Origin of the sequence: Paenibacillus sp. Root444D2, from assembly GCF_001426375.1 — a bacterium.
Taxonomy (GTDB): Bacteria; Bacillota; Bacilli; order Paenibacillales; family NBRC-103111; genus Paenibacillus_E.
Map to the genome: position 1 here is coordinate 1 of NZ_LMEO01000008.1, position 19,645 is coordinate 19,645.

Genomic DNA, 19,645 nt, shown 5'->3' on the forward strand with positions numbered 1-19,645 from the left:
ACGAACAACCTCCGGCTAATTTCATTGTATTTTCTTAGCCTAAAAGTGTCCAACTTAATTAGGGGGCTTTATAGAATTGTTGTACGAAATACAACAATCTAAAGCTTGCCCAGAATAAATCAAGGGAATTGTTGTACGAAATACAACATTACGAATCCTGGGCGCGTTTGCCTTGCTATTTCCCTATTCCCCTATTCCCCTATTCCCCTATTCCCCCAACAAATACAAACATAAAACCCTAGACCATATTCACTTACCGAATGATTATGCATATCCACAATCTCGCTTACGCTTCATGATGCTCCCGAAGCGCTTAGATCTCACTTACGCTCCATGATGCTCCCGACGCTTGGATGCTAGCCGTCCGGGTTTGAGCAAGCTTGCCTTAGGCTGCAAAAATCCGAAGCTAACTTTCCTAAATAAGGCAAGCTTCGCCACCATACCCACTAGCCTCGTAAAATCGGGCTGTAAATATAAAACCTTCCCGAAGGTAGGCATGACACCTGGGAAGGTTCGTTGTTTATAGTTGTACGGCTGGTAAATCGGTCGTGTACGGATTCGGGCGTGGCCCCGTGGATTCGCGTTCAACCCATCGTACCGGCGTCTTAATTTTGTATTGTTCGGTATCGGCGTTCTCAATCCTCCGAATGATGATTTCCGCCGCTTGGCGCCCAATCGAGTAATAATCTTGGCCGACCGAAGATAATGGAACTTCGACATGCCTGGCTATTTCATGGTCGTCAAAGCCTGCTATGGATAGCTGTTCGGGAACGCCAATCCCCATTTCCAAAGCGCTTTTGAGCAGTTCGACAGCAAGATGATCATGCTCAACCTGAAGAGCGGTAACCTTCATATGCCTTAATTTCGAAATCAACGATTTGTAAAATGCTTTCGCGTTTGCCCCATTTAACTCACGATAGAAATCCGTCAGCACGAGATCCGAATCGATTGACATCTTATGGTCTTTTAATGCTTTGCAATAACCTAGATACCTATCCCTAACAGAACTGCGGTATTCAATGCTGACGCTGGAAACAAAAGCGATCCGTTCGTGCCCGAGTTCAATCAATCTTTTGGCAGTCATATAACCACCTTCAAAGTTATCGGATACGACACTGCTGATAGGCAAGCTATCGAAATATTGATCGATCGTTACAATCGGATAATCGTTCCAATAAAGTGCATTGATCACATCGATGTTGCTGATCGTGCTAATTGGATACACGATGATACCGCTCAGGCCGCTTTTCGGCACCTTGGCCAGTATCTCTTTTTCCTTTTCTTTTTTCCAGTTGCTATTGTGTATGCTCAAATAATAGCCTTTGGAGTCCAAGTAATCGTGGGCTCCTTTGATATAGTCAAGCTCACTTGTAGCCATATAAGGCAAAATCATTGCGATGATGGGGTGTGTTGCGTTTGGAATAGCCGTATCAACGGCATCTTCCGGATATTTTACGTAGCTTCCGCTGCCGCGTTTGCGGTAGATCATGCCTTCCCGCTCCAACTCGATCAGGGCGCGTTTGGATGTAATCCGGCTGACGCCGTACTGCATCGCAAGCTCTACTTCGGTCGGAAGCTGCTGCTCAGGCACATACTCCCCAGATCTAATTTTTTCTTTCAAATCGCTCAAAATTTTCATATAAAGCGGCTTACTATCCAATTCCAACACATCACTTCCAGTTGTCCATGCATCTCGTAGACTATTTGATATAAAAATATATACCAACATTGTAAATTAAATATACCAAATTATCAAGCATGCTTAGTGGGCCCAAACCTATTCTTCATCCAACTGCCTTACAACTTGCAGCGCCTCTTTACCGATCCCCAACTTATAACCTGCGGACAGATACCGGATGCGGCATTCACGATCCAACACAAATACAAGCGGAAGATTGGATTGAAGCTCCGATTGGATACCAGTCAGCACGGATTGCAGGCCTTTGCTGGAGACGTCTTTTGCAAAATCTGTTTTGGCAGGTAAGCCATCATAAGCGTTCGGCTGAAACGCAGCAGTCACTTTATCATCCTCAACTACCAGGCAAATACAGCCGCCCCAATCATCATACTCCTTAGAAAGCTCTCGGAGTTCCCGGATCAAATGCTTCGTAGGTTCCCGATCCGGATCGATCCAAGCTATGAGTAGGCCACGACGTTCAGCCAATTCACCTAGCGCACTTCTTTTACCATTGAAAAATGAGAAAGACAAATCTGGATCAACCGATCCCCATACAGGCGCTTGAACGGATTCCTTGGTAAAAGCCGGAATAATTTCCGTTGTTCTATCTGGTAATACAGTAAACATCGCGAATTGCACCCTAGCTGTCCCATCTGGCAATCGCGTACCTGTCGTTAACCGGTAACTGCCGGGCTTCACAACAAGCGGCTCCTCATAGAAGTCCTTTTTGCCAGCTGTGAATAGAAGCGTCTTGTACTGGCCATTTTCAAAGCGTGCTAAAGAAAAGTTACGGAAATATTCCAAGTCATTATCGGCTGCAGCATTTGCAATGAACCTGATGCTCCCTATTTCCTTGTTATCTGACAAGTCCGTCCGTAATTGGTCGCCATGCTGTAAAAATACAACGTCCTTCCACGACTCACCAACCCGAAATTGGGGACTTCGTTCACTCGGTTCAAGACGCGCAGGGATCCCTAAGCTTCGTGCCAACGCTACGAAAAGAATATCGCGACTCAAACGGTCGCCTTTTTGCAATCGAAAGCTCCCTATAGGTGTTGCCATTCCCTGATAATAATTCAAATCTTCCACAATCTCAAAGTGCTCCGAGAGCCAACCGACCAACTTGACTGGATCGTCCCGAAAACTTCGTTGCTCCGAATCTGTGAATTGTTCCAGAAAGAATTTCCTGTAAGGCCTTATCATTTCAAAATGAACTCTTGGACAAAGGATGTAACGCATAAACGTTTCTTCATCAAACTTTTCTTTAAACACAACCGACTGGGCAAGATGGTCTGCAAGCGTTGACCCGATGGTATCCGTCAAATCTTTAACGTTCAAACTCTCTAGCAGCTTCAAAGTCCATTCGCCGTATCTCAGCGTATATTCTTGTAAAAAAGCAGCGATTTCGTGACTGTTACCACGCGCCATCTCCAATATGTCCCTGACCCTGCTTGCGGGCAAAGACAACTTTTTCGCCAATTCCTCTGCCTGAAGGGTATCCACGAAGGAAGCTTCATATTTTTTCCTGATGCTCGCACCCTCATGAATACGACGGTTGTTCTCTTGTTTTTCGGCTTCGGTGATAGCGTCTTCCGCTCTATCCGGCAGTTCCTGCGGGGGAGCCATATCGAAGACGCTGATCCCATTCTGCGGCAGTTTATCGGACAATAGAATGTCGAACACATCGGCATCCTTCACACTAATCTTTTTCGTCCCCCAAAGATTTCCCGAGACTGAATGAATCAACAAATCACCAAGACCTGCGGTTAATAAAGCTTCCCCTCCCTCGTCTGCTGGTATAGTAGCAATAGGAGAAAAGTCAGCATAGTTGTACACTTGGAAAATGACAGTGGCCCCAGGCACCGGGTTTCCCTTTTCGTCTTTGACCCTGATCGTAATCTTTTTGGTTGGGGCGTAAGGGCTCAATAAATTGATTTCTGAGTACCAAGGATGTGCTAATGTAAGCTCCTCTGGACCTGGATAGTTGGCTGCAACGCGAGTATTGACGAGCATAGCTCGCTTCGCCGGCCCCCGAAACCACCCCTCATTCAGTCGAGGCTCCGGCTCGCACGCACCAAGGAAATACCATTTTCCGTCGGCCCACGCTTCCACCCAAGCATGATTGGAATCGCAATGCGCCCATCGCGGTGTATAACACTGGCGGGCAGGAATACACAAACTCCTTAGTGCTGCCACCAATAGAGTCGACTGTTCTCCGCACCTTCCCAGCGTATTGCGGACCATCGTCAGCGGGGAAACCGTCCGCGGGTCGCATCCGACATAGGTCGCTTTCTCATGGCACCAGTGATTGATTTCCAATATGGCCTGTTCCATCGAAAGGTTCTTGACCCGATCAACTAATTGTCCGAAGAACCATCCCCTGCTGTCCTCAATGTTTTCATTATTTACTCGGTATGGAAGCACAAAATGCAGAAACTCGTGATCGGGCACACGTCTTCCCCATTGCACATCTTCACGGATTTCAAGCGTAGTCCGTACATGGCTTAAAAAGAGACATCCCTCATAATCCGCCAAATCATTCAGCGGCATGTATGCATATAAAAATTTAAGAGCCCACGCTTCTTCTTCATTCATAGGCTTCTCAAAAATGTCAAAAAGCTCCTTCTCCCTCGTTTGCGCCACTTCTCGTTTGAACCGCATTTTTTCTTCGATTCTCGTGATCGTAGTGCTGTCTAACGAAAAAACATTCGTCATTGTTGTGCCCACTCCCTTAGTCATTTTATAAGTGCCACATCCATAATGATATATCTTTTGAAATATATATTACAATATAGTATATCTAATTTAAATATATTTTTTTATAACTCAAGCAGAAGTTTATTTGGTAACTTCCGCTGAGATCTGTGTTGCTGCTAGCTCAGACGTGGTTATTGGCGGGGAGTGGCAGCAAAGTAGATATATCTGGATGCCTGATAATACGAAAAGACTACTTCCGCTGGGGTTGTGAGTGTTGACCACGCCATGCGGCGACTCAGCATGCTCCTAGGATTTGCGCGCATGGACTTGACCATCGCCTCGCAGCGACACAAAGAGTGCCCAGGATTCGCGCGCGTGGACTTGACCATCACTATTCGGCGAGACAAAGAGTGCTCAGTACTCTTGCGAGCTGCATGCAAGACGCATTCTCCGTGTAATGTTGTATTTCGTACAACAATAGGCGAGCTAATCTGCGTTTTCCACGCGATTGTTGTAAAAAGTACAACAATTCCAGCCAAAAGTAGCTCTATGGCACGGAAATAGGCTAAATTGTTGTACAGCATACAACATCTCGAGCTTATCAAGAAAAAATCAAGGAAATTGTTGTACTAAGTACAACTTCACGAATCCTGGGCTCAATGACTGGCTAATTCTCCATTTTTCAAAAAACCAACAAACACAAGCTAGGAAACGAAACACTTAGATCAAAAACATTAGAAAATTAAACTCCAGAAAACAAGCATCAGAAAAGGTTAGTTAGCCATCTACCGAATCCGACGCTTATTCATTTATCCAATTCTCACTCAAACTCAGCGAAATCCATAATTCACCACGCATGCCAAATAGGTGTAAGCTTCGCCTCTCAACTTAACCCAACATCATTTAACAGAACAAAATTACATTACTTATCTACAACTTTATACACATCTTATACACAGACTGCGAAATCATAATTTCTTATACAACCAAGGATAAACGACTCCGTCGTCCTTCTGGGACGAGCGCGTTTGTCAAAATAAAACTTATACTTTCTTATCAACAAAAAAAGCCGCCTCCCGCAAAGGGAAGCAGCCTAATAAGCTGCAAATATATTAATCACAAACCGTTGGAGCCGCAGTGGATTGCCTAACAATCAGCTCGGGACGCATCACAACTCGTAGCTTTGTCTTCGTTTCTTTCTTCAATTCCTGAATCAACAAATCGACGACCATCTTCCCCATCGGCTCGATTGGCTGAGCGATAGTCGTAAGCGGCGGATCTGTTACTGAAGCTAGAATCGTGTTATCGAAACCGATCACGGACAGCTCCTCTGGCACGCGCAAACCAAGCTGCTTAGCGGCCTGAAGCGCACCAATTGCGAGCAAATCATTACAACAAAACAGCGCGGTCGGCCGATCAGAGCCTGATTGTCCCAACAGTTCAAGCGCTTCACGCTTCCCATCTGCTACAACGTAGTGGCAATTGCGTACGCTGTTTTCCGGCAGCTGGGCCCCCGCTTCTTCCAGCTTGCTCTTGAAGCCTCGCACCCTTTCGCGGCTGCTGCTTACTTTCGAGTGCTCAGCCAGGATGGCCATGCGCCGATGACCCAAATCCAGTAGATGCGTTGCTGCCAACGCACCTCCTACAAAGTCATCAACTACGACCGTATGAACGTCGATATCAGGCATTTCCCTTGCGATCATAGCAATGGGGATCGCTCTCTCCATCAATGGAGTCAGCATGTCTTTATTGTCCATCCCCGTACCAATGATCATGGCATCCACACTTTTTTGCTGGAGTAAATTCAGATATCGCTCCACCCGTTCATCTTTATTATCGCTGCTGCAAATGACCAGGCTATAGCCCATATGATGGCCTTGGTCCTCTACAGCTCGAGCAATTTCCGCAAAAAAGGGATTGGAAATATCGGGCACAAGCAGACCTAATGTATAGGTCTTTTTACCAGTCAGCGCTGACGCGATAACGCTAGGCTGATAATTGAGCCGCTCCATTATTTTTATGATTTCACCGCGCCGTTCTTCGCTTATTTTTCCTTTGCCGTTCATGACCTGCGAGACCGCCGCAATGGACACACCGGCCTCTCTAGCCACATCATAGATGGTTGCCTTCATCCTACTACCCCATTTTTCTTGAAGGATACTTTTTTTCTTCCATTATGAAGGGGCTGACGGGAACTTGCAAACCAGCTTACGCTTCGCGCGGCTTCGTCATGATCCAGGCATGTTCCGGATCATTATGAAACTTCCATGTTCGAGTAGGTCCCGCCATAACATTCAGGTAATACACATCATAGCCTGGAGGAGCCGAAACAGGGTGATAGCCACGCGGAACGAGCACGGTTTCCCCATTCTTAACAATCAGCGTCTCATCAAGCGATCGGTCGTCCGTGTACACACGTTGAACCGCAAAGCCATGGCCCGGATCGACGCGATAATAATACGTTTCTTCCAGAAACGATTCGTCTGGAAGCGCATCGCGATCATGCTTATGGGGCGGATAGCTCGACCAGTGCCCATTCGGTGTGAAGACTTCAACCACAAGCAAGCTATCCGCTGGTTCCTGCTCTGGCAAAATGTTATGGATTTGGCGCTCTATATTGCCATAACCACGCATTTCTACCCCTACCTGGTCAGGTGCAATCAGACGTGCTTTATGGTTACCAGCACCAGGAGCAGAGCAAATAGCAAGCTCCACTGCAGTCAGCGCGGTAACCTCATAGCTATCATCATTAGGTACATAGACGGAATATGGCGGTATTTTCTCAAATACGCTCATCCGCTGCCCAATATTTGTCCACTCTGCTTGCCTGGTAGCCACATCGGCTTTCCCGCTAAGCAGGACAAGACAAACTTCCAGCCCGGCTGTCTCACGGCTCAAGGATTGCCCCTCTGCAAGCTGTACAACTTCGAAACCAACATACTTCCATCCTGCTGACTCCGGAGTCACTGTTAAAAGGCTGCCTTCCTCATTCGGGGAGGAGGCAGGCGTTACAATCAGTTTAGACCTGTTCATGTTAACGTCTCCCTCCTTTATTGAGATACCGAGGTCTGTTTAAGCAAATCTAACGCCTCGCTTACTTTCACCGGTCGGCCCAAACGGGAAGACAGCTTAGCAGCCAAAGCGATCCGCTCCGCCTGCATACCGTCATAGCCACTCACTGGTACAGGCTTATCATTTAACAGACAATCGATGAAAATCTGTGTTTCTTCCATATAAGCAGCTTGATAGCGTTCCAGGAAGAAATGCAGCGGCTTTTCGCTAACAATAGCATCAGCCGTACTAATTACAGCCGTATTAGGATGGTCGTTGGCAACAGCTACACTTCCTTTGGAGCCAAACACTTCAACCCGTTGGTCATAACCGTATACAGCTTGACGACTGTTATCGATAACACCGAGAGCACCATTCTGGAACTTCAGCGTTACGATTGCGGTGTCGACATCGCCATGCTCGGCGAAAACTGGGTTAATGAGCACATGGCCCTGCGCATAAACTTCCTCAACCTCGCTTCCCGCTACAAAGCGAGCCATGTCGAAGTCATGGATCATCATATCCATGAAAATGCCGCCCGACACCTTGATGTAATCAGCGTGTGGTGGATTTGGATCACGGGACGTGATTTTCACGATATGCGGATCGCCAATTGTTCCTCCTTGAACAACCTCGCGAACTCGCTTGAAGTTATGGTCAAATCTGCGATTGAAGCCGATTTGCAGCTTCACACCAGCCTGATTAACCGCAGCAATTGCCGCTTCAGTTTGGGTAATATCCATGCTGATTGGTTTTTCGCAGAAAATATGTTTACCTGCTAGTGCCGCCAATTGAATGAGCGGGACATGCGTATCCGTGGATGAGCAAATAAAGATGGCGTCGATGTCTGGGTTATCAATAAGCACATGGCTATCCTTTGTAACCGTCTGAATCTGACGTGAAGCAGCCCATGCCTCTAACTCAGGACCGGCAAACAAATCGCTCACCGCAATGATTTCAACCCCAGGTATTCGCAGCAAATTATCTGCGTGGATTTTACCAATTCTTCCGGCACCAATAATACCGATTCTAATTTTATTCATCATGCGTTCCCTCCCGCTTTGCCTGTTGAACCGAATAATTGAATTTTGGCTCTAACGGAGGCGATGATCGCTTCCCGTGCCGGCACTAAATAGTTCCTTGGATCGTATGCTTCCGGATGCTCATTCAAGAACGAACGGATAGCGGCTGTACAAGCAATTTGATTATCTGTATTCACATTGATTTTGGCCGTACCGCAAGCGATCGCTTGACGGATCTCTTCATCTGGCAGACCGCTTCCGCCATGAAGCACAAGCGGCAGTCCAGTCAGTGTTCTAATTTCCGCCATTCGATCGAAACCGAGTTTTGGCTGTCCCCGATAAGGACCGTGAACCGATCCAAGGGCAGGAGCTAAACAATCGATCCCCGTCTCCCTCACTAAACGAACGCAGTCCTCGGCAACAGCGTACATGCCTTCAGCTTCGTCTACGACTAAGTCATCCTCGCGTCCGGTAATCCGGCCCAGCTCCGACTCCACCGATACACCCAGCACATGCGCGGCTTGTGTCACCTGACGAGTGACCTCGATATTATCCTCCAGCGAATGATGAGATGCATCGATCATGACAGAAGTAAATCCGGCATGGATCGCACGAATACATAGGTCATAGCTGGTTCCGTGGTCGAGATGAAGAGCTACTGGGACTGTTACCCCATAGTGCTCAATTAGTGATTTCACCATTCCTACAATACAGGGCAGTCCGCCCATATAAGGGATATAAGCTTCACTAACACCTAGAATGACAGGCGCTTGTTCCTGTTGAGCAGCCTGTAAGATTGCTTGTGTAAATTCTAGGTTATTCAAATTAAACTGCCCGACCGCATATTTTCCTGCCAAAGCCTGCTGCAGCATCTCTTTCATTGAAACGAGCGTCATGAAGTTCACCTCTCCTGTCGATAAGGTCTATCCCGCTGTTACCAGCGAGCAGTGACCATTTTCTTCCGCGTATAGAACTCCACGCCGTCTGTCCCATTTGCATGCAAATCGCCGTAGAACGATTTTTTCCAGCCAGAGAAAGGGAAGAAAGCCATCGGTGCGGGAACGCCTAGGTTAATGCCGAGCATACCAGCATCGATATTTTCACGGAATTGGCGTACATTGCTGCCATCCTTTGTAAAGAGGCATGCGCCATTGGCAAAATCAGAACGATTGGAAAGCTCGATCGCTTCCTCAAGAGTAGCCACTCTAATGACGGAGAGAACAGGTGCAAAAATCTCGTCTTCCCAAATTTTCATGCCACACTCAACTTGGTCAAAGATCGTAGGTCCCACGAAATAACCTTGCCCCTCAGAAGCAGCGTCCTTACGGCCGTCACGGACCAGAAGCGCTCCTTCGGTTTCGCCGATTTCGATGTATTTTAACGTTCTTTCTTTATGCTGACCGCGGATGACAGGCCCTAAGAAAATACCTTCTTCTAGTCCATTACCAATCGTAATCCGATCAGCAGCTTCAAGCAGCTTGCTTACAAGCGTATCGCCAACTTCTCCAACCGCCACCACGACGGAACAAGCCATACAGCGCTCGCCTGCAGAACCGAAGGCTGCATTGACGATTTCTTTCACAGCAATGTTCAAATCGGCATCTGGCATAACGATCGAGTGGTTTTTAGCGCCTGCGAGTGCTTGAACGCGTTTCCCATTCGCAGAAGCAGTTTTGTAAATATATTCGGCAACGGGCTGGGAGCCAACGAACGAAATAGCTTTAACTTCTTTGTGTTCAAGAAGGCCATTGACCACGTCATGTGCACCATGAACGATATTGAGCACGCCAGCTGGTAAGCCCGCTTCATGGAACAACTCAGCCAAGCGGTTTGCAAGATGAGGTGTGCGTTCAGATGGCTTCAGCACGAAGGTATTACCGCAGGCAATCGCAAGCGGGAACATCCAGCAAGGCACCATCATTGGGAAGTTAAATGGTGTAATACCACCGATAACACCAATCGGATAACGGTACATACCGGATTCAATATTGGACGCGATATCTGGAAGCTGTTTTCCCATCATCAAAGATGGAGCACCAGCGGCGAATTCTACACACTCGATGCCGCGAAGCACTTCTCCGTAAGCTTCGTTGTAGCTTTTTCCGTTTTCTTGTGTAACGATTCGCGCCAGCTCTTCCCAATGCTCCACCAGAAGCTGTTGGTATTTGAATAATACGCGAGCCCTACGTGGTACAGGTGTGCGGCTCCAAGTTTGGAAAGCTTCTTGTGCCGTACGAACCGCATGATCCACATCTGCTTTCGTAGAAATTGGAATATGTGCAAGAATCTCTTCTGTTGCAGGGTTATATACCGGTTCTGTTTGTGTGGATGTTGAAGCGATCCATTCGCCGCCAATCCAGTTTTTCAATGTTGTTGTCATATGTGGACTCTCCTTTAATGGTTCGAATAAGTTAAGATGCTGTAATTTCACCGCGGTTGCAGCGCTCGATATAGTCGTTGACTTGATCAGTTGTCGGCATCGCATCGGAGCAGCTGTGACTGGAGATCACGATACAAGCTGCGGCACTGCCGTATTCCATACTTTTTTCAATCGTCCAACCTTGCATAATGCCATAAATAAAGCCAGCGGCATAAGAATCCCCTGCACCAAACGTCTTGACCACTTTAGCCGGGAAGCTCTTGGCACGATGACCAACACCGTCTGGCGTATAAGCGATGGAGCCTTCCTTGCCATGCTTGATAATGACAATCTTCGCCGAATAGTCGAACCATTTAGCAGCTGTGATCTGATCATTTTTCTCAGGATTGTTCTCAAAGCGTTCCATCATATCGAATTCTTCGCGGGTACCCAGAATAATGTCACATTTCTCGGCCGCCAGATTGTAGTAAACGGCTGTCTCTTCTGATGTTTTCCATGTGTATGGACGGTAATCTAGATCAAAAATGATGACGACCCCATGCTTCTTCGCGTAATCCAATGCCTGAAAGACGGCTTCGCGGGACGGGCTTTGCGCAAGTGCTGTACCAGAGATAAGAAGTACCTTTGATTCTGCAATCAGTGATTCTTGTACTTCGGCTGGTGTCAGCAGCAAGTCCGCCACATTGTCACGATACATAAGGATGCTGCATTCCGTTGGGCTTTTGATTTCTGTAAAGGCTAGTCCCGTAACCGCGCCAGTATGATCTGTCACGACATTCGTAGTTTCGATGTTGTTCCGCTCTAAATAATCAGCGATGAAACGACCCATTTGATCGTTGGCGATTTTACCGATAAAGGCTGTTTTCATGCCCAATCTTGCCATGCCAATCGTAATGTTAGCGGGTGAACCCCCTACATATTTGGTAAAGGTCATAGTCTCTTCCATAGGACGATTAATTTCATTCGCATTCAAATCTATACATAGTCTACCAATGGCTACAAAATCCAGCGGCTTCGACTGTGGAAAGGAAACATAGGTCATAGGATCATTACCTTCTTTCTTGTGGAATGAGGGATTCTATATGTTGAAGTGCTTTCTTAGCGTATTCATAAGGGTTGTGTGCAGCCGGATCCTGCTCGCCTTCCAACATCGCCCATCCCGCAAATCCTTGAGATAGCAGCTCCTCAAATATAGGATCGAAGTCGATACAACCGTCACCAGGAACGGTGAACACCCCTTTGCGGATACAAGTCACGAAATCGACCTGTTCAGCGCGAGCTTCATCTAATACGGCTTGCCGAATATCCTTCAAGTGGATATAAGCAATCCGCTTTTCGTGCTTGCGCAGCACAGTGAGTGGGTCCGCCCCGCCATAATAGGCATGACCGGTGTCGAAGAGCAGGTATACGAGCGAAGGATCTGTAAGCTCCATCAGCTTATCAATTTCCTCCGGACTTTCAACTACCGTTCCACCGTGGTGGTGATACGTCAACTTCAAACCGTACTCCTGCGCGATGGCTCCTGCAAGGTTTAGTCCTTCTGCTAAGCTTTGCCAGCCGGCTTCATCCAGACGAATAACTTCCTTCTCGTTCGGGGAGCGGCGCGGGTCGAAGTGAAGAGAGCCCCCAACTTCTGCTGTGCTGATGACCGTACTGCCCATTTCTTTGAGAAACTCAGCGTGTTTCCTATAGGCTCTCAGTTCCTCATCCCTGTAAGCAGGATCAGAGAATAGCACGGATTTCCACTGTGACACGAGGCCTATCCCCCGCTTATCCAGCTCCTGCTTCAGTACGGCAATATCGGTCGGATATTTGCGGCCCATCTCGGTACCTTTCAGCCCCAACGCCTGAATATCATCTAAAATTTGCTCATATGTGGTATCCGCGCCATGTTCTTTGACGTCTTCTCCCACCCAATTAATTGGATGGATACCTAGCTTAAATGGCAGATCTTTCATAGATACGTTCTCTCCCCTTTATCGTTAAATGGGTCTCGCCGCTTGTATATTTTTCTTCATCTCTTCGTGCGCTGCAATCACTTTCTCGCTCTCGGAAACTTCAGGAACACCTACCTGCCACCAGGATTCATACCCCTGTGTGTTGGTTCCCGGAACAACAGGAATCTCGATCAGCGTCGTGACTGTTTCATCCTTCGCTTTAAGCAGCGCTTCCTTTAGTTCTTCAGGAGTGTTTGCTTTGTAAGCCTTCGCGCCTAAGCTGCGAGCATGCGCTGCGAAATCAATTGGCATATATCCGCCTGTCAACTTGCCCGTAGCGGCTTCACGATATCGGAACTCATTCCCGAACCCGTCGCTGCCGTGACCCCTTTGCAGATTATGGATGCATTGGAAGCCATGATTATCGAACAGCAGCACAGTAAATTTCCGGCCCTCTTGCAGGCTTGTGACCATCTCAGAGTGCAGCATCAGGTAGCTTCCATCACCGACCACGGCATAGACCTCGCGATTCGGCTCAGCCAACGCTGCCCCGAAAGCACCGCTAACTTCATAGCCCATGCAGGAGAAGCCGTATTCCATATGATAGGTTTTAGGCTCCGATGATCGCCATAAGCGGTGTAAATCCCCCGGCAGGCTTCCCGCTGCGCAAACAATGACAGCTGAAGGATCAATCGTTTGATTAATGACCCCAAGCGCGCGAGTTTGGGCAAAGCCCTCTTCACATTCCGCATTGTACAAGCGGTCAACCTCGCCATCCCACTCTGCTTTCAAAGAAGCTATGTAACCGTTCTCGTAACCGCTAACATAGTGCTGCGCCGTCAAAGCATCTTTCAGAGCGCTTAACGCTTCCTTCGCATCAGCCGTAATGCTGATCCCGCTCATTTTCGAAGAGTCAAACCCACTGACATTTATATTAATAAACTGCACCTTCGGATTTGCAAAAGCCGATTTCGATGCCGTTGTAAAGTCGGAATACCGCGTCCCTACGCCGATAATCAGGTCCGCTTGTTTTGCCAGCACATTCGCTGCGAGTGCGCCCGTAACACCGATAGCGCCAACATTCAGCGGATGGTTCCAAGGCAACGAGCTTTTACCTGCTTGCGTTTCTGCTACAGGAATCCCAAAGGCAGCTGCAAATTCCATCAATTCCTTCGTTGCATCGGCATAAAGGACTCCGCCTCCTGCAATAATCAACGGACGCTGTTTGCCTACCAGGCAGGCCACAGCACGATTCACCGCTTCTCTTGCTGGTGGACGTCTATCTAGATAATGGACTTTCTTATCGAAAAAGGCTTCCGGATAATCGTACGCCTCAGCCTGCACATCTTGAGGTAAAGCTAGGGTAACCGCACCTGTTTCTGCAGGGTCTGTTAACACTCGCATCGCCTGTACAGCCGCGCTCATTAACTGCTCTGGGCGAACAATTCGGTCCCAATATTTACTGACTGATTTGAAAGGATTAGTGGCCGATATGGTATAATCACCCATAACCTCAAGCTGCTGGAGCACTGGATCTGGCTGTCTTGTGGCAAAATTGTCTCCTGGCAGCAGCAGCACCGGAATCCGGTTGACTGTCGCTGTTGCCGCGGCGGTCACCATATTCAGAGCACCAGGTCCAATCGATGTCGTGCAGGCATAGATTTGCAGACGGTTTTGCTGCTTGGCGTAAGCCGCAGCGGCATGTACCATCCCCTGCTCATTCTTGCCTTGTATATAAGTAAGGTCTCCTGCGCTTCGTTCCAAGGCTTCTCCAAGTCCTGTCACATTGCCATGACCGAAAATCCCCATGACACCACGCACAAACTTGGTCTCTTGTCCATCCACAGACACATACTGTTGGTCCAGAAAACGCAGCAGCGCTTGTGCCATCGTTAGTCGAATCGTACCCATGACCATCTTCCTTTCATGATAAAGGTTAAGCGCTTAATCTCACGAGGTTAAGCGCTTAATCCGATAGTACAACATATTGTTTTCGACCGCAATGCCTTTTACAAAAAAAATCATGGACCAAGAAATGGCAATGGCATAGTGACATCCTGAAGCTTTTAACCTTATGGTGTCGCTCTGCCATTCCTGTACTCCTTGGGTGACATTTGGAACTGCTGTTTGAAGACATTCGTAAAATAATTCGGCTCATCAAACCCGATGGTAGAAGCGATCTCGAATATTTTCATATCGGTATTTCGGAGCAGCAAAGCCGCCTTATCCATACGGAAACGGGTAACGAAGCGTGTAAAACTTTCCCCTGTTGCTTTCTTAAATACAACGCTGAAATAGCTTGGATTTAAATGAATATGCGAGGCCACATCGGTCAAGCGGCACTCTTCATTGTAGTGCTCCTCAATGTACTTGACGGCTCTCTCGATCAGATTGTCACTTTTGGCCGCCTGCCAGTTGTTAAATTGCTGCTGGAAGCTCTTCACTTGCTCGGCAGCCCAATGAAGGACTTCTTCAGAGGTCCAGTGCGTTTGCGGCATTTCGTTAGGAATCCTGGCTAGCGCATTGTTATCATCGGGATCAAATTGCTTCTGTATCGTTCCAAGCAAAGCAATGGAGAGTGATAACGCCCCAATTCGCATTTCCTCCGGCGACAAAAGAGGCAGCTCTGCAAGCACCCGATCCAAAAGAAGCTGAAGACTGTCCTCCTGACCGACCAGAATGGCAGACATCAGTTGAACTTCCATCTCTCTAACCCTCGCCTGGTTAAGCGACAGCATAATCCCGGATCCTATTTCACTTCCACTCTCAGGAAGGCTGGCAACAGGTCCGTAGACAATCCCCTTGGTCAAGTTATACAAATCCGCTAACTCATTAGCAGAAGGGCCGATCCCCATGGAAATCATATGCAAGCGAATTTTTAAATACTCGAAGGAAGCATTTTGAATGGCTTCTTGCAAGTTCTCCTCGACACCATGTTGTGCCGAAACCAGTACAAAGCTGTCATGCTCCACTAATAGCAGCTGCGCCTCAACACCCGCTCCATTCAGCAGCTCTTGGGCGATATTGGAGAACGCAAACTGCAGCAGGCTCATGTCGCTTTTCCCATACGCTTTATTTGCCAAATCCTCGCTGTTGATTTGCAGAAGCCACAGCTCCTTGCCAGCCAGGCCATCGGTTAGCCTTGCTGCTGTGCTCTTCTCATAAGGCAAGTCCAGCAAAGCCGATCGAAGCTCCTGATCTTGCTGGAGCCGCAGCTGCACTTCCTGTTTCTGCTGCTGGGCATATTTTACATAGAACCGCTCGGATGCCTTATTCATCACCTGACGAACATCCTGTTCCGTACATGGTTTGGTCAGAAAATCCAACGCACCATGTCGAACGGCCGCTTGTGCATACTCAAAATTTTTGTAGCCCGTCAAAATGATGACAAGCATGTCGGGATAGTTCTGCCGTAAATGCCCTACGAATTCGATCCCGTCCATGATGGGCATTCGGATATCGGTCAACACCAAGTCAGGCTTAAGCTCGTCCAGCATTGCTAATGCATCCTGCCCGTTGCTAGCTTCGCCAACCACTTCCCAGCCTAATTCTCTGCCTTCTAACATCTTCATTAGCCCTTTTCGAAAATTCGGCTGATCTTCCACAATTAATACTCTACCGATTCTCATGCTGCTGAACCTCCTGTCTCGACGTTGTTTACAAAAGGCAAAACAAGACGCATAGTGGTACCGCTTTCGATCACGCTATTGATTTCCAAACGATAAGGCGAGCCATACACCAGCTCGATTCTCCTAACAACACTGCGAACCCCGAGACTTTCTCGCCCATCTGAACGCTGCGGCAAAGAGGAGCCTTGGAAGCCTAGTATTTGCGAAATGGCCACTTCGTCCATACCGCAGCCATTATCCGTTACTTCAATCTCAAGAAAGCCATCTCGACTACTCGCTTTAATCAACAGCACTTTATGCGACACTTTGTTGCGAAAGGCATGCATAAACACATTTTCGACCAATGGCTGTAGAAGAGACCGCATAACTTGGCCATTCAGAACGTCATCATCCGCTTGAATGATCGTCTCCAAGTCCGTTTCAAAGAGCTCCTTCTGTACCTTCAAATAGTTTCGGATCTGCTGTAGTTCTTCTCCCACAGTGGTTAGGGTACGCACAGGCATCAACGAGTACTTGAGCATCTCGGATATAGCCGCGATCAAGGCCGCTGTTTCGACCTCGTCTTGCAGATAAAGCTTCCAATAAATTTCGTTAAACATGTTATGCAGAAAATGTGGATTTAATTGAGCCTGCAGCGCTTTAAGCTCTGCTTCCTTCTCACTTAATTGCGTCAAATACACTTCCTTGATCAGCCTTCCGACTTGTTCCGCCATTGCGTTAAAGCTCTCTCCGATATAGGCCAGCTCATCTTTGGTTCGAATCTCAATGCGCGTATCGAAATCGCCAGATCTTACTTTGCGCAGACCCTGCAGCAAATCCTTGAGCGGCCGCAGCAGATTTCCCGTAGAGAGTACGATCAACACACTGGTGAGAAGAATGCTGACCAGGCCAGAGTATACGATTTTCTGAAATAAATCCCGATTCTTGCTTTGAATAGCCGTAAGCGAAGTGCCGCTAACTAGCTTGAAGGAAGTCACTTTCGACTGTCCTTGAACGAACAAATGCTGATCCATAATCTGAGTTTGATTCAAATTTTTCAGGCGTTCCTGTTTATCTATCGTGCTCTCCGGCGAATTGCTAAATAACAGCTCATTATTCTTGTTGAACAAATAGACTTCGCCCTCTCCATTCTTCGTCAGTTCCTTGAGAGAACCTGAGAAGAACGATTCGTCAAAAGCCATCACGAGCACACCATACGTGTTCAAAGCGCTATTTTTCATCCATCGGGCCACAATGATTGTGTTTCTGAACCCGCTTGGCTCCACGGAGGATGACAATGGCATGTTAATCCAAACGAGATCCCCATAGGTGTCGTTGATTTTGGAACGAATTGTGCTGAATACGCTCTCATTCGGCGTGTTAATGGCCGAGGTGGTATAGCTGAAATAAGAAGGATTCCCTTTGAGGTCATACAAGTACATACCGGTAATATATGGCGCATCGGATTTGATCTGGAATATCTGTTCTTCGATTTGCTTTTTGTTGTAATACAGATTAAAAGGATCGGAATCTTCGCTCGAATTGATCCGTGTGATGACCTTTTCGATTTCAGGATTAAATACGACCGTTTGTGAGATCCGTACAACCTCCTGTACTTTCAGGTCCATCTTCGCCAGTGCTTCTTCGTTCGTACTCGAAAACTGCTTACTGATTTCTTCTTCAAACAGTGTCAAGTTATAGCGATACGTTAAATAACCCGTTATGCCGAACGTCAGCAAAATGATGACGGATAAGCTGAGAATCAGTTTTACCCTGAAGCTGCGGTTAATGCTTAGTAAAAGTCGACTCCATGATCTCATCTCATTTACCCCTATATCTTAGTAGTGGCCAATCCCTTGACGACATTATAGCAACATCTTTCGTGTTCCTGCCATCCTTTTAGTCATATAGGCAAAAATTGAAAAAAGCTTAGTTCATCAATCATGAACTAAACTTCTTGGCAAAGCGCTGTGTGCTACAGCTCTTCGAATTTATTTTCTAATTTATTTTCGATCGGTTGCAGGAGCTCATCATCGTTGTTGTCACGTACCGTTTTCTGGAGAACAAAGGAAGACATCGTCAGGAACAAGGCCGTAACAGCGTAATAACCTTTTACAGAAAGCAACTGCTCCAGGTTAATAATCCCAATAAACATACCCAGAAGCGCTAGAGCGAATGAGCTCCATGCCAAGAAGGTGAAAGCAGCTGTATTGCGTTTGCGTGAACCGTAGCCATCCTCCAAATTATCACGAATAACCTTCTGTAAGACAAAAGCTGACATCGTGAGGAATAACGCGCAAACTGCGAAGTAACCTTTGACACTCAGTGATTCTTCCAATGTATAAATCCCGATGAACATCGCCAGAAACGCCCCAATGAAAGATGCCCATGCCATAAAAGTAAATGCTGTCGTATTCCGTCTCCGATGATCCATCATCTCAGAAAGCCCCCTGTGGTTGCTGCCGCAACGCTTTAGTGTTTTGCTCTTGCTTTTGTTCTTAGTATACGAGATAGCTCCCATCGCAGATAGTACTATTTACCAATAGTACCCAAATGCTCTTGCATCCTAAAACACGGCTTGCATCGTCTTTATTGGGGTTGACCACCGCCACGCGGTTGTGCTACAACGGCGCCAAGGATTCTCGCGCGTTGAGAGAGCGAGTGCTGCAAAGGTTGATGTTAAACACATTGTGCCGCCTAAGGCATATTTGTATTAGCTTGTTTCGTAGGGGTAATGTTGTACGCTGTACAACATTTATTGCTTGTAGAGAAGATATCAAAGAAATTGTTGTACGTTGTGCAACTTGCCTCCAAATTTTCTATTTCCACTAAATAAACTATAAACAAGCAAATAACCACATAAACCAGATAAGTCAAGTCAAATCAAGTCAAATCAAGACAAATCAAGATAAGTCAAGACAAGACAAAGACAAGACAAGACAAAGACAAAGACAAGTCAAGACAAGACATCCAAACAAACCAGTCGTCACCAAAAACGCATAGAGACCTTCTATGTGATTATATATAGTTTAAGCATCATTTTGCTTCGTACCGGGAAATGTTGTACTTTGTACAACATTTTGCAAGTGAATCCATATTTTCTGTGAAAATGTTGCAAAAAAGAGTCAATTTCGTAATTCAAAACCCTTGCTACATAAGGACTTATACCGCATTCAAAAACAGTCACCTACCCAAGATATTATGGCGCTTTGTGGGAAAATAGTGCTTTAATAGTGAAATTAGCTCCTTAAGGTTTATCCGACGATATTTCT

Annotated in this window: 13 protein-coding genes and 1 pseudogene; all 14 read right to left on the reverse strand. The window is 47.0% G+C overall.

Translation table 11 applies throughout. From position 1 onward, the window contains the following. Positions 1-520 precede the first annotated feature (520 nt). Positions 521-1,669, reverse strand: coding sequence for a GntR family transcriptional regulator (locus ASD40_RS06560; protein ID WP_235549185.1), 1,149 nt, complete (start codon positions 1,667-1,669; stop codon positions 521-523). Between the two features lie 108 nt (positions 1,670-1,777). Next, entirely contained in the window at positions 1,778-4,393 is a 2,616-nt protein-coding gene (locus ASD40_RS06565; RefSeq protein WP_082562102.1) for a transglutaminase domain-containing protein, read from the reverse strand. Positions 4,394-5,487: 1,094 nt separating this feature from the next. Then, positions 5,488-6,507 (reverse strand): LacI family DNA-binding transcriptional regulator, encoded by a 1,020-nt coding sequence (locus ASD40_RS06570; protein WP_057302537.1) that lies wholly within the window; start codon positions 6,505-6,507, stop codon positions 5,488-5,490. Positions 6,508-6,583: 76 nt separating this feature from the next. After that, on the reverse strand, positions 6,584-7,408 hold the full coding sequence (iolB, locus tag ASD40_RS06575; protein WP_057302538.1) for a 5-deoxy-glucuronate isomerase: 825 nt from the start codon (positions 7,406-7,408) through the stop codon (positions 6,584-6,586). Positions 7,409-7,425: 17 nt separating this feature from the next. Continuing rightward, complete coding sequence (gene iolG / locus ASD40_RS06580; RefSeq protein WP_057302638.1) at positions 7,426-8,469, reverse strand: inositol 2-dehydrogenase; 1,044 nt, start codon at positions 8,467-8,469, stop codon at positions 7,426-7,428. Then, the gene (gene fba, locus ASD40_RS06585) at positions 8,469-9,344 is read right to left on the reverse strand and encodes a class II fructose-1,6-bisphosphate aldolase (RefSeq protein WP_057302539.1); all 876 of its coding nucleotides are present in this window, start codon (positions 9,342-9,344) and stop codon (positions 8,469-8,471) included. The genes iolG and fba overlap by 1 nt, the downstream gene beginning before the upstream one ends. A 38-nt stretch (positions 9,345-9,382) precedes the next feature. Next, on the reverse strand, positions 9,383-10,828 hold the full coding sequence (locus ASD40_RS06590; RefSeq protein ID WP_057302540.1) for a CoA-acylating methylmalonate-semialdehyde dehydrogenase: 1,446 nt from the start codon (positions 10,826-10,828) through the stop codon (positions 9,383-9,385). 31 nt (positions 10,829-10,859) lie between these two features. Then, the gene (iolC, locus tag ASD40_RS06595; protein WP_057302541.1) at positions 10,860-11,870 is read right to left on the reverse strand and encodes a 5-dehydro-2-deoxygluconokinase; all 1,011 of its coding nucleotides are present in this window, start codon (positions 11,868-11,870) and stop codon (positions 10,860-10,862) included. A gap of 7 nt (positions 11,871-11,877) precedes the next feature. Beyond that, a complete protein-coding gene (gene iolE / locus ASD40_RS06600; protein ID WP_057302542.1) occupies positions 11,878-12,786 on the reverse strand; it encodes a myo-inosose-2 dehydratase in 909 nt (302 codons plus the stop codon). A 24-nt stretch (positions 12,787-12,810) separates the two neighbouring features. Further along, complete coding sequence (gene iolD / locus ASD40_RS06605) at positions 12,811-14,676, reverse strand: 3D-(3,5/4)-trihydroxycyclohexane-1,2-dione acylhydrolase (decyclizing) (protein ID WP_057302543.1); 1,866 nt, start codon at positions 14,674-14,676, stop codon at positions 12,811-12,813. A gap of 161 nt (positions 14,677-14,837) precedes the next feature. Beyond that, the gene (locus ASD40_RS06610) at positions 14,838-16,394 is read right to left on the reverse strand and encodes a response regulator transcription factor (protein WP_057302544.1); all 1,557 of its coding nucleotides are present in this window, start codon (positions 16,392-16,394) and stop codon (positions 14,838-14,840) included. Then, positions 16,391-18,193, reverse strand: coding sequence for a sensor histidine kinase (locus ASD40_RS06615; RefSeq protein ID WP_057302545.1), 1,803 nt, complete (start codon positions 18,191-18,193; stop codon positions 16,391-16,393). Before ASD40_RS06615 ends, ASD40_RS06610 begins: the two co-directional genes overlap by 4 nt. Positions 18,194-18,348: 155 nt before the next feature. After that, positions 18,349-18,615: a YiaA/YiaB family inner membrane protein gene (locus ASD40_RS06620; RefSeq protein ID WP_268795876.1), complete on the reverse strand. Its 267-nt coding sequence runs from the start codon at positions 18,613-18,615 to the stop codon at positions 18,349-18,351. Next, positions 18,607-18,807 (reverse strand): annotated as a pseudogene (locus ASD40_RS39030) (YiaA/YiaB family inner membrane protein); the annotation flags it as partial. The pseudogene ASD40_RS39030 and the gene ASD40_RS06620, both read right to left, overlap by 9 nt. Positions 18,808-19,645 lie beyond the last annotated feature (838 nt).

Bases quoted from the DNA above. Each gene is read 5' to 3' on its own strand.
- iolD (WP_057302543.1), bottom strand. From the start codon at position 14,676: ATGGGTACGATTCGACTAACGATGGCACAAGCGCTGCTGCGTTTTCTG.
- iolC (WP_057302541.1), bottom strand. From the start codon at position 11,870: ATGACCTATGTTTCCTTTCCACAGTCGAAGCCGCTGGATTTTGTAGCC.
- ASD40_RS06570 (WP_057302537.1), bottom strand. From the start codon at position 6,507: ATGAAGGCAACCATCTATGATGTGGCTAGAGAGGCCGGTGTGTCCATT.
- iolG (WP_057302638.1), bottom strand. From the start codon at position 8,469: ATGAATAAAATTAGAATCGGTATTATTGGTGCCGGAAGAATTGGTAAA.
- ASD40_RS06565 (WP_082562102.1), bottom strand. From the start codon at position 4,393: ATGACGAATGTTTTTTCGTTAGACAGCACTACGATCACGAGAATCGAA.
- ASD40_RS06590 (WP_057302540.1), bottom strand. From the start codon at position 10,828: ATGACAACAACATTGAAAAACTGGATTGGCGGCGAATGGATCGCTTCA.
- ASD40_RS06615 (WP_057302545.1), bottom strand. From the start codon at position 18,193: ATGAGATCATGGAGTCGACTTTTACTAAGCATTAACCGCAGCTTCAGG.
- fba (WP_057302539.1), bottom strand. From the start codon at position 9,344: ATGACGCTCGTTTCAATGAAAGAGATGCTGCAGCAGGCTTTGGCAGGA.
- iolE (WP_057302542.1), bottom strand. From the start codon at position 12,786: ATGAAAGATCTGCCATTTAAGCTAGGTATCCATCCAATTAATTGGGTG.
- iolB (WP_057302538.1), bottom strand. From the start codon at position 7,408: ATGAACAGGTCTAAACTGATTGTAACGCCTGCCTCCTCCCCGAATGAG.
- ASD40_RS06610 (WP_057302544.1), bottom strand. From the start codon at position 16,394: ATGAGAATCGGTAGAGTATTAATTGTGGAAGATCAGCCGAATTTTCGA.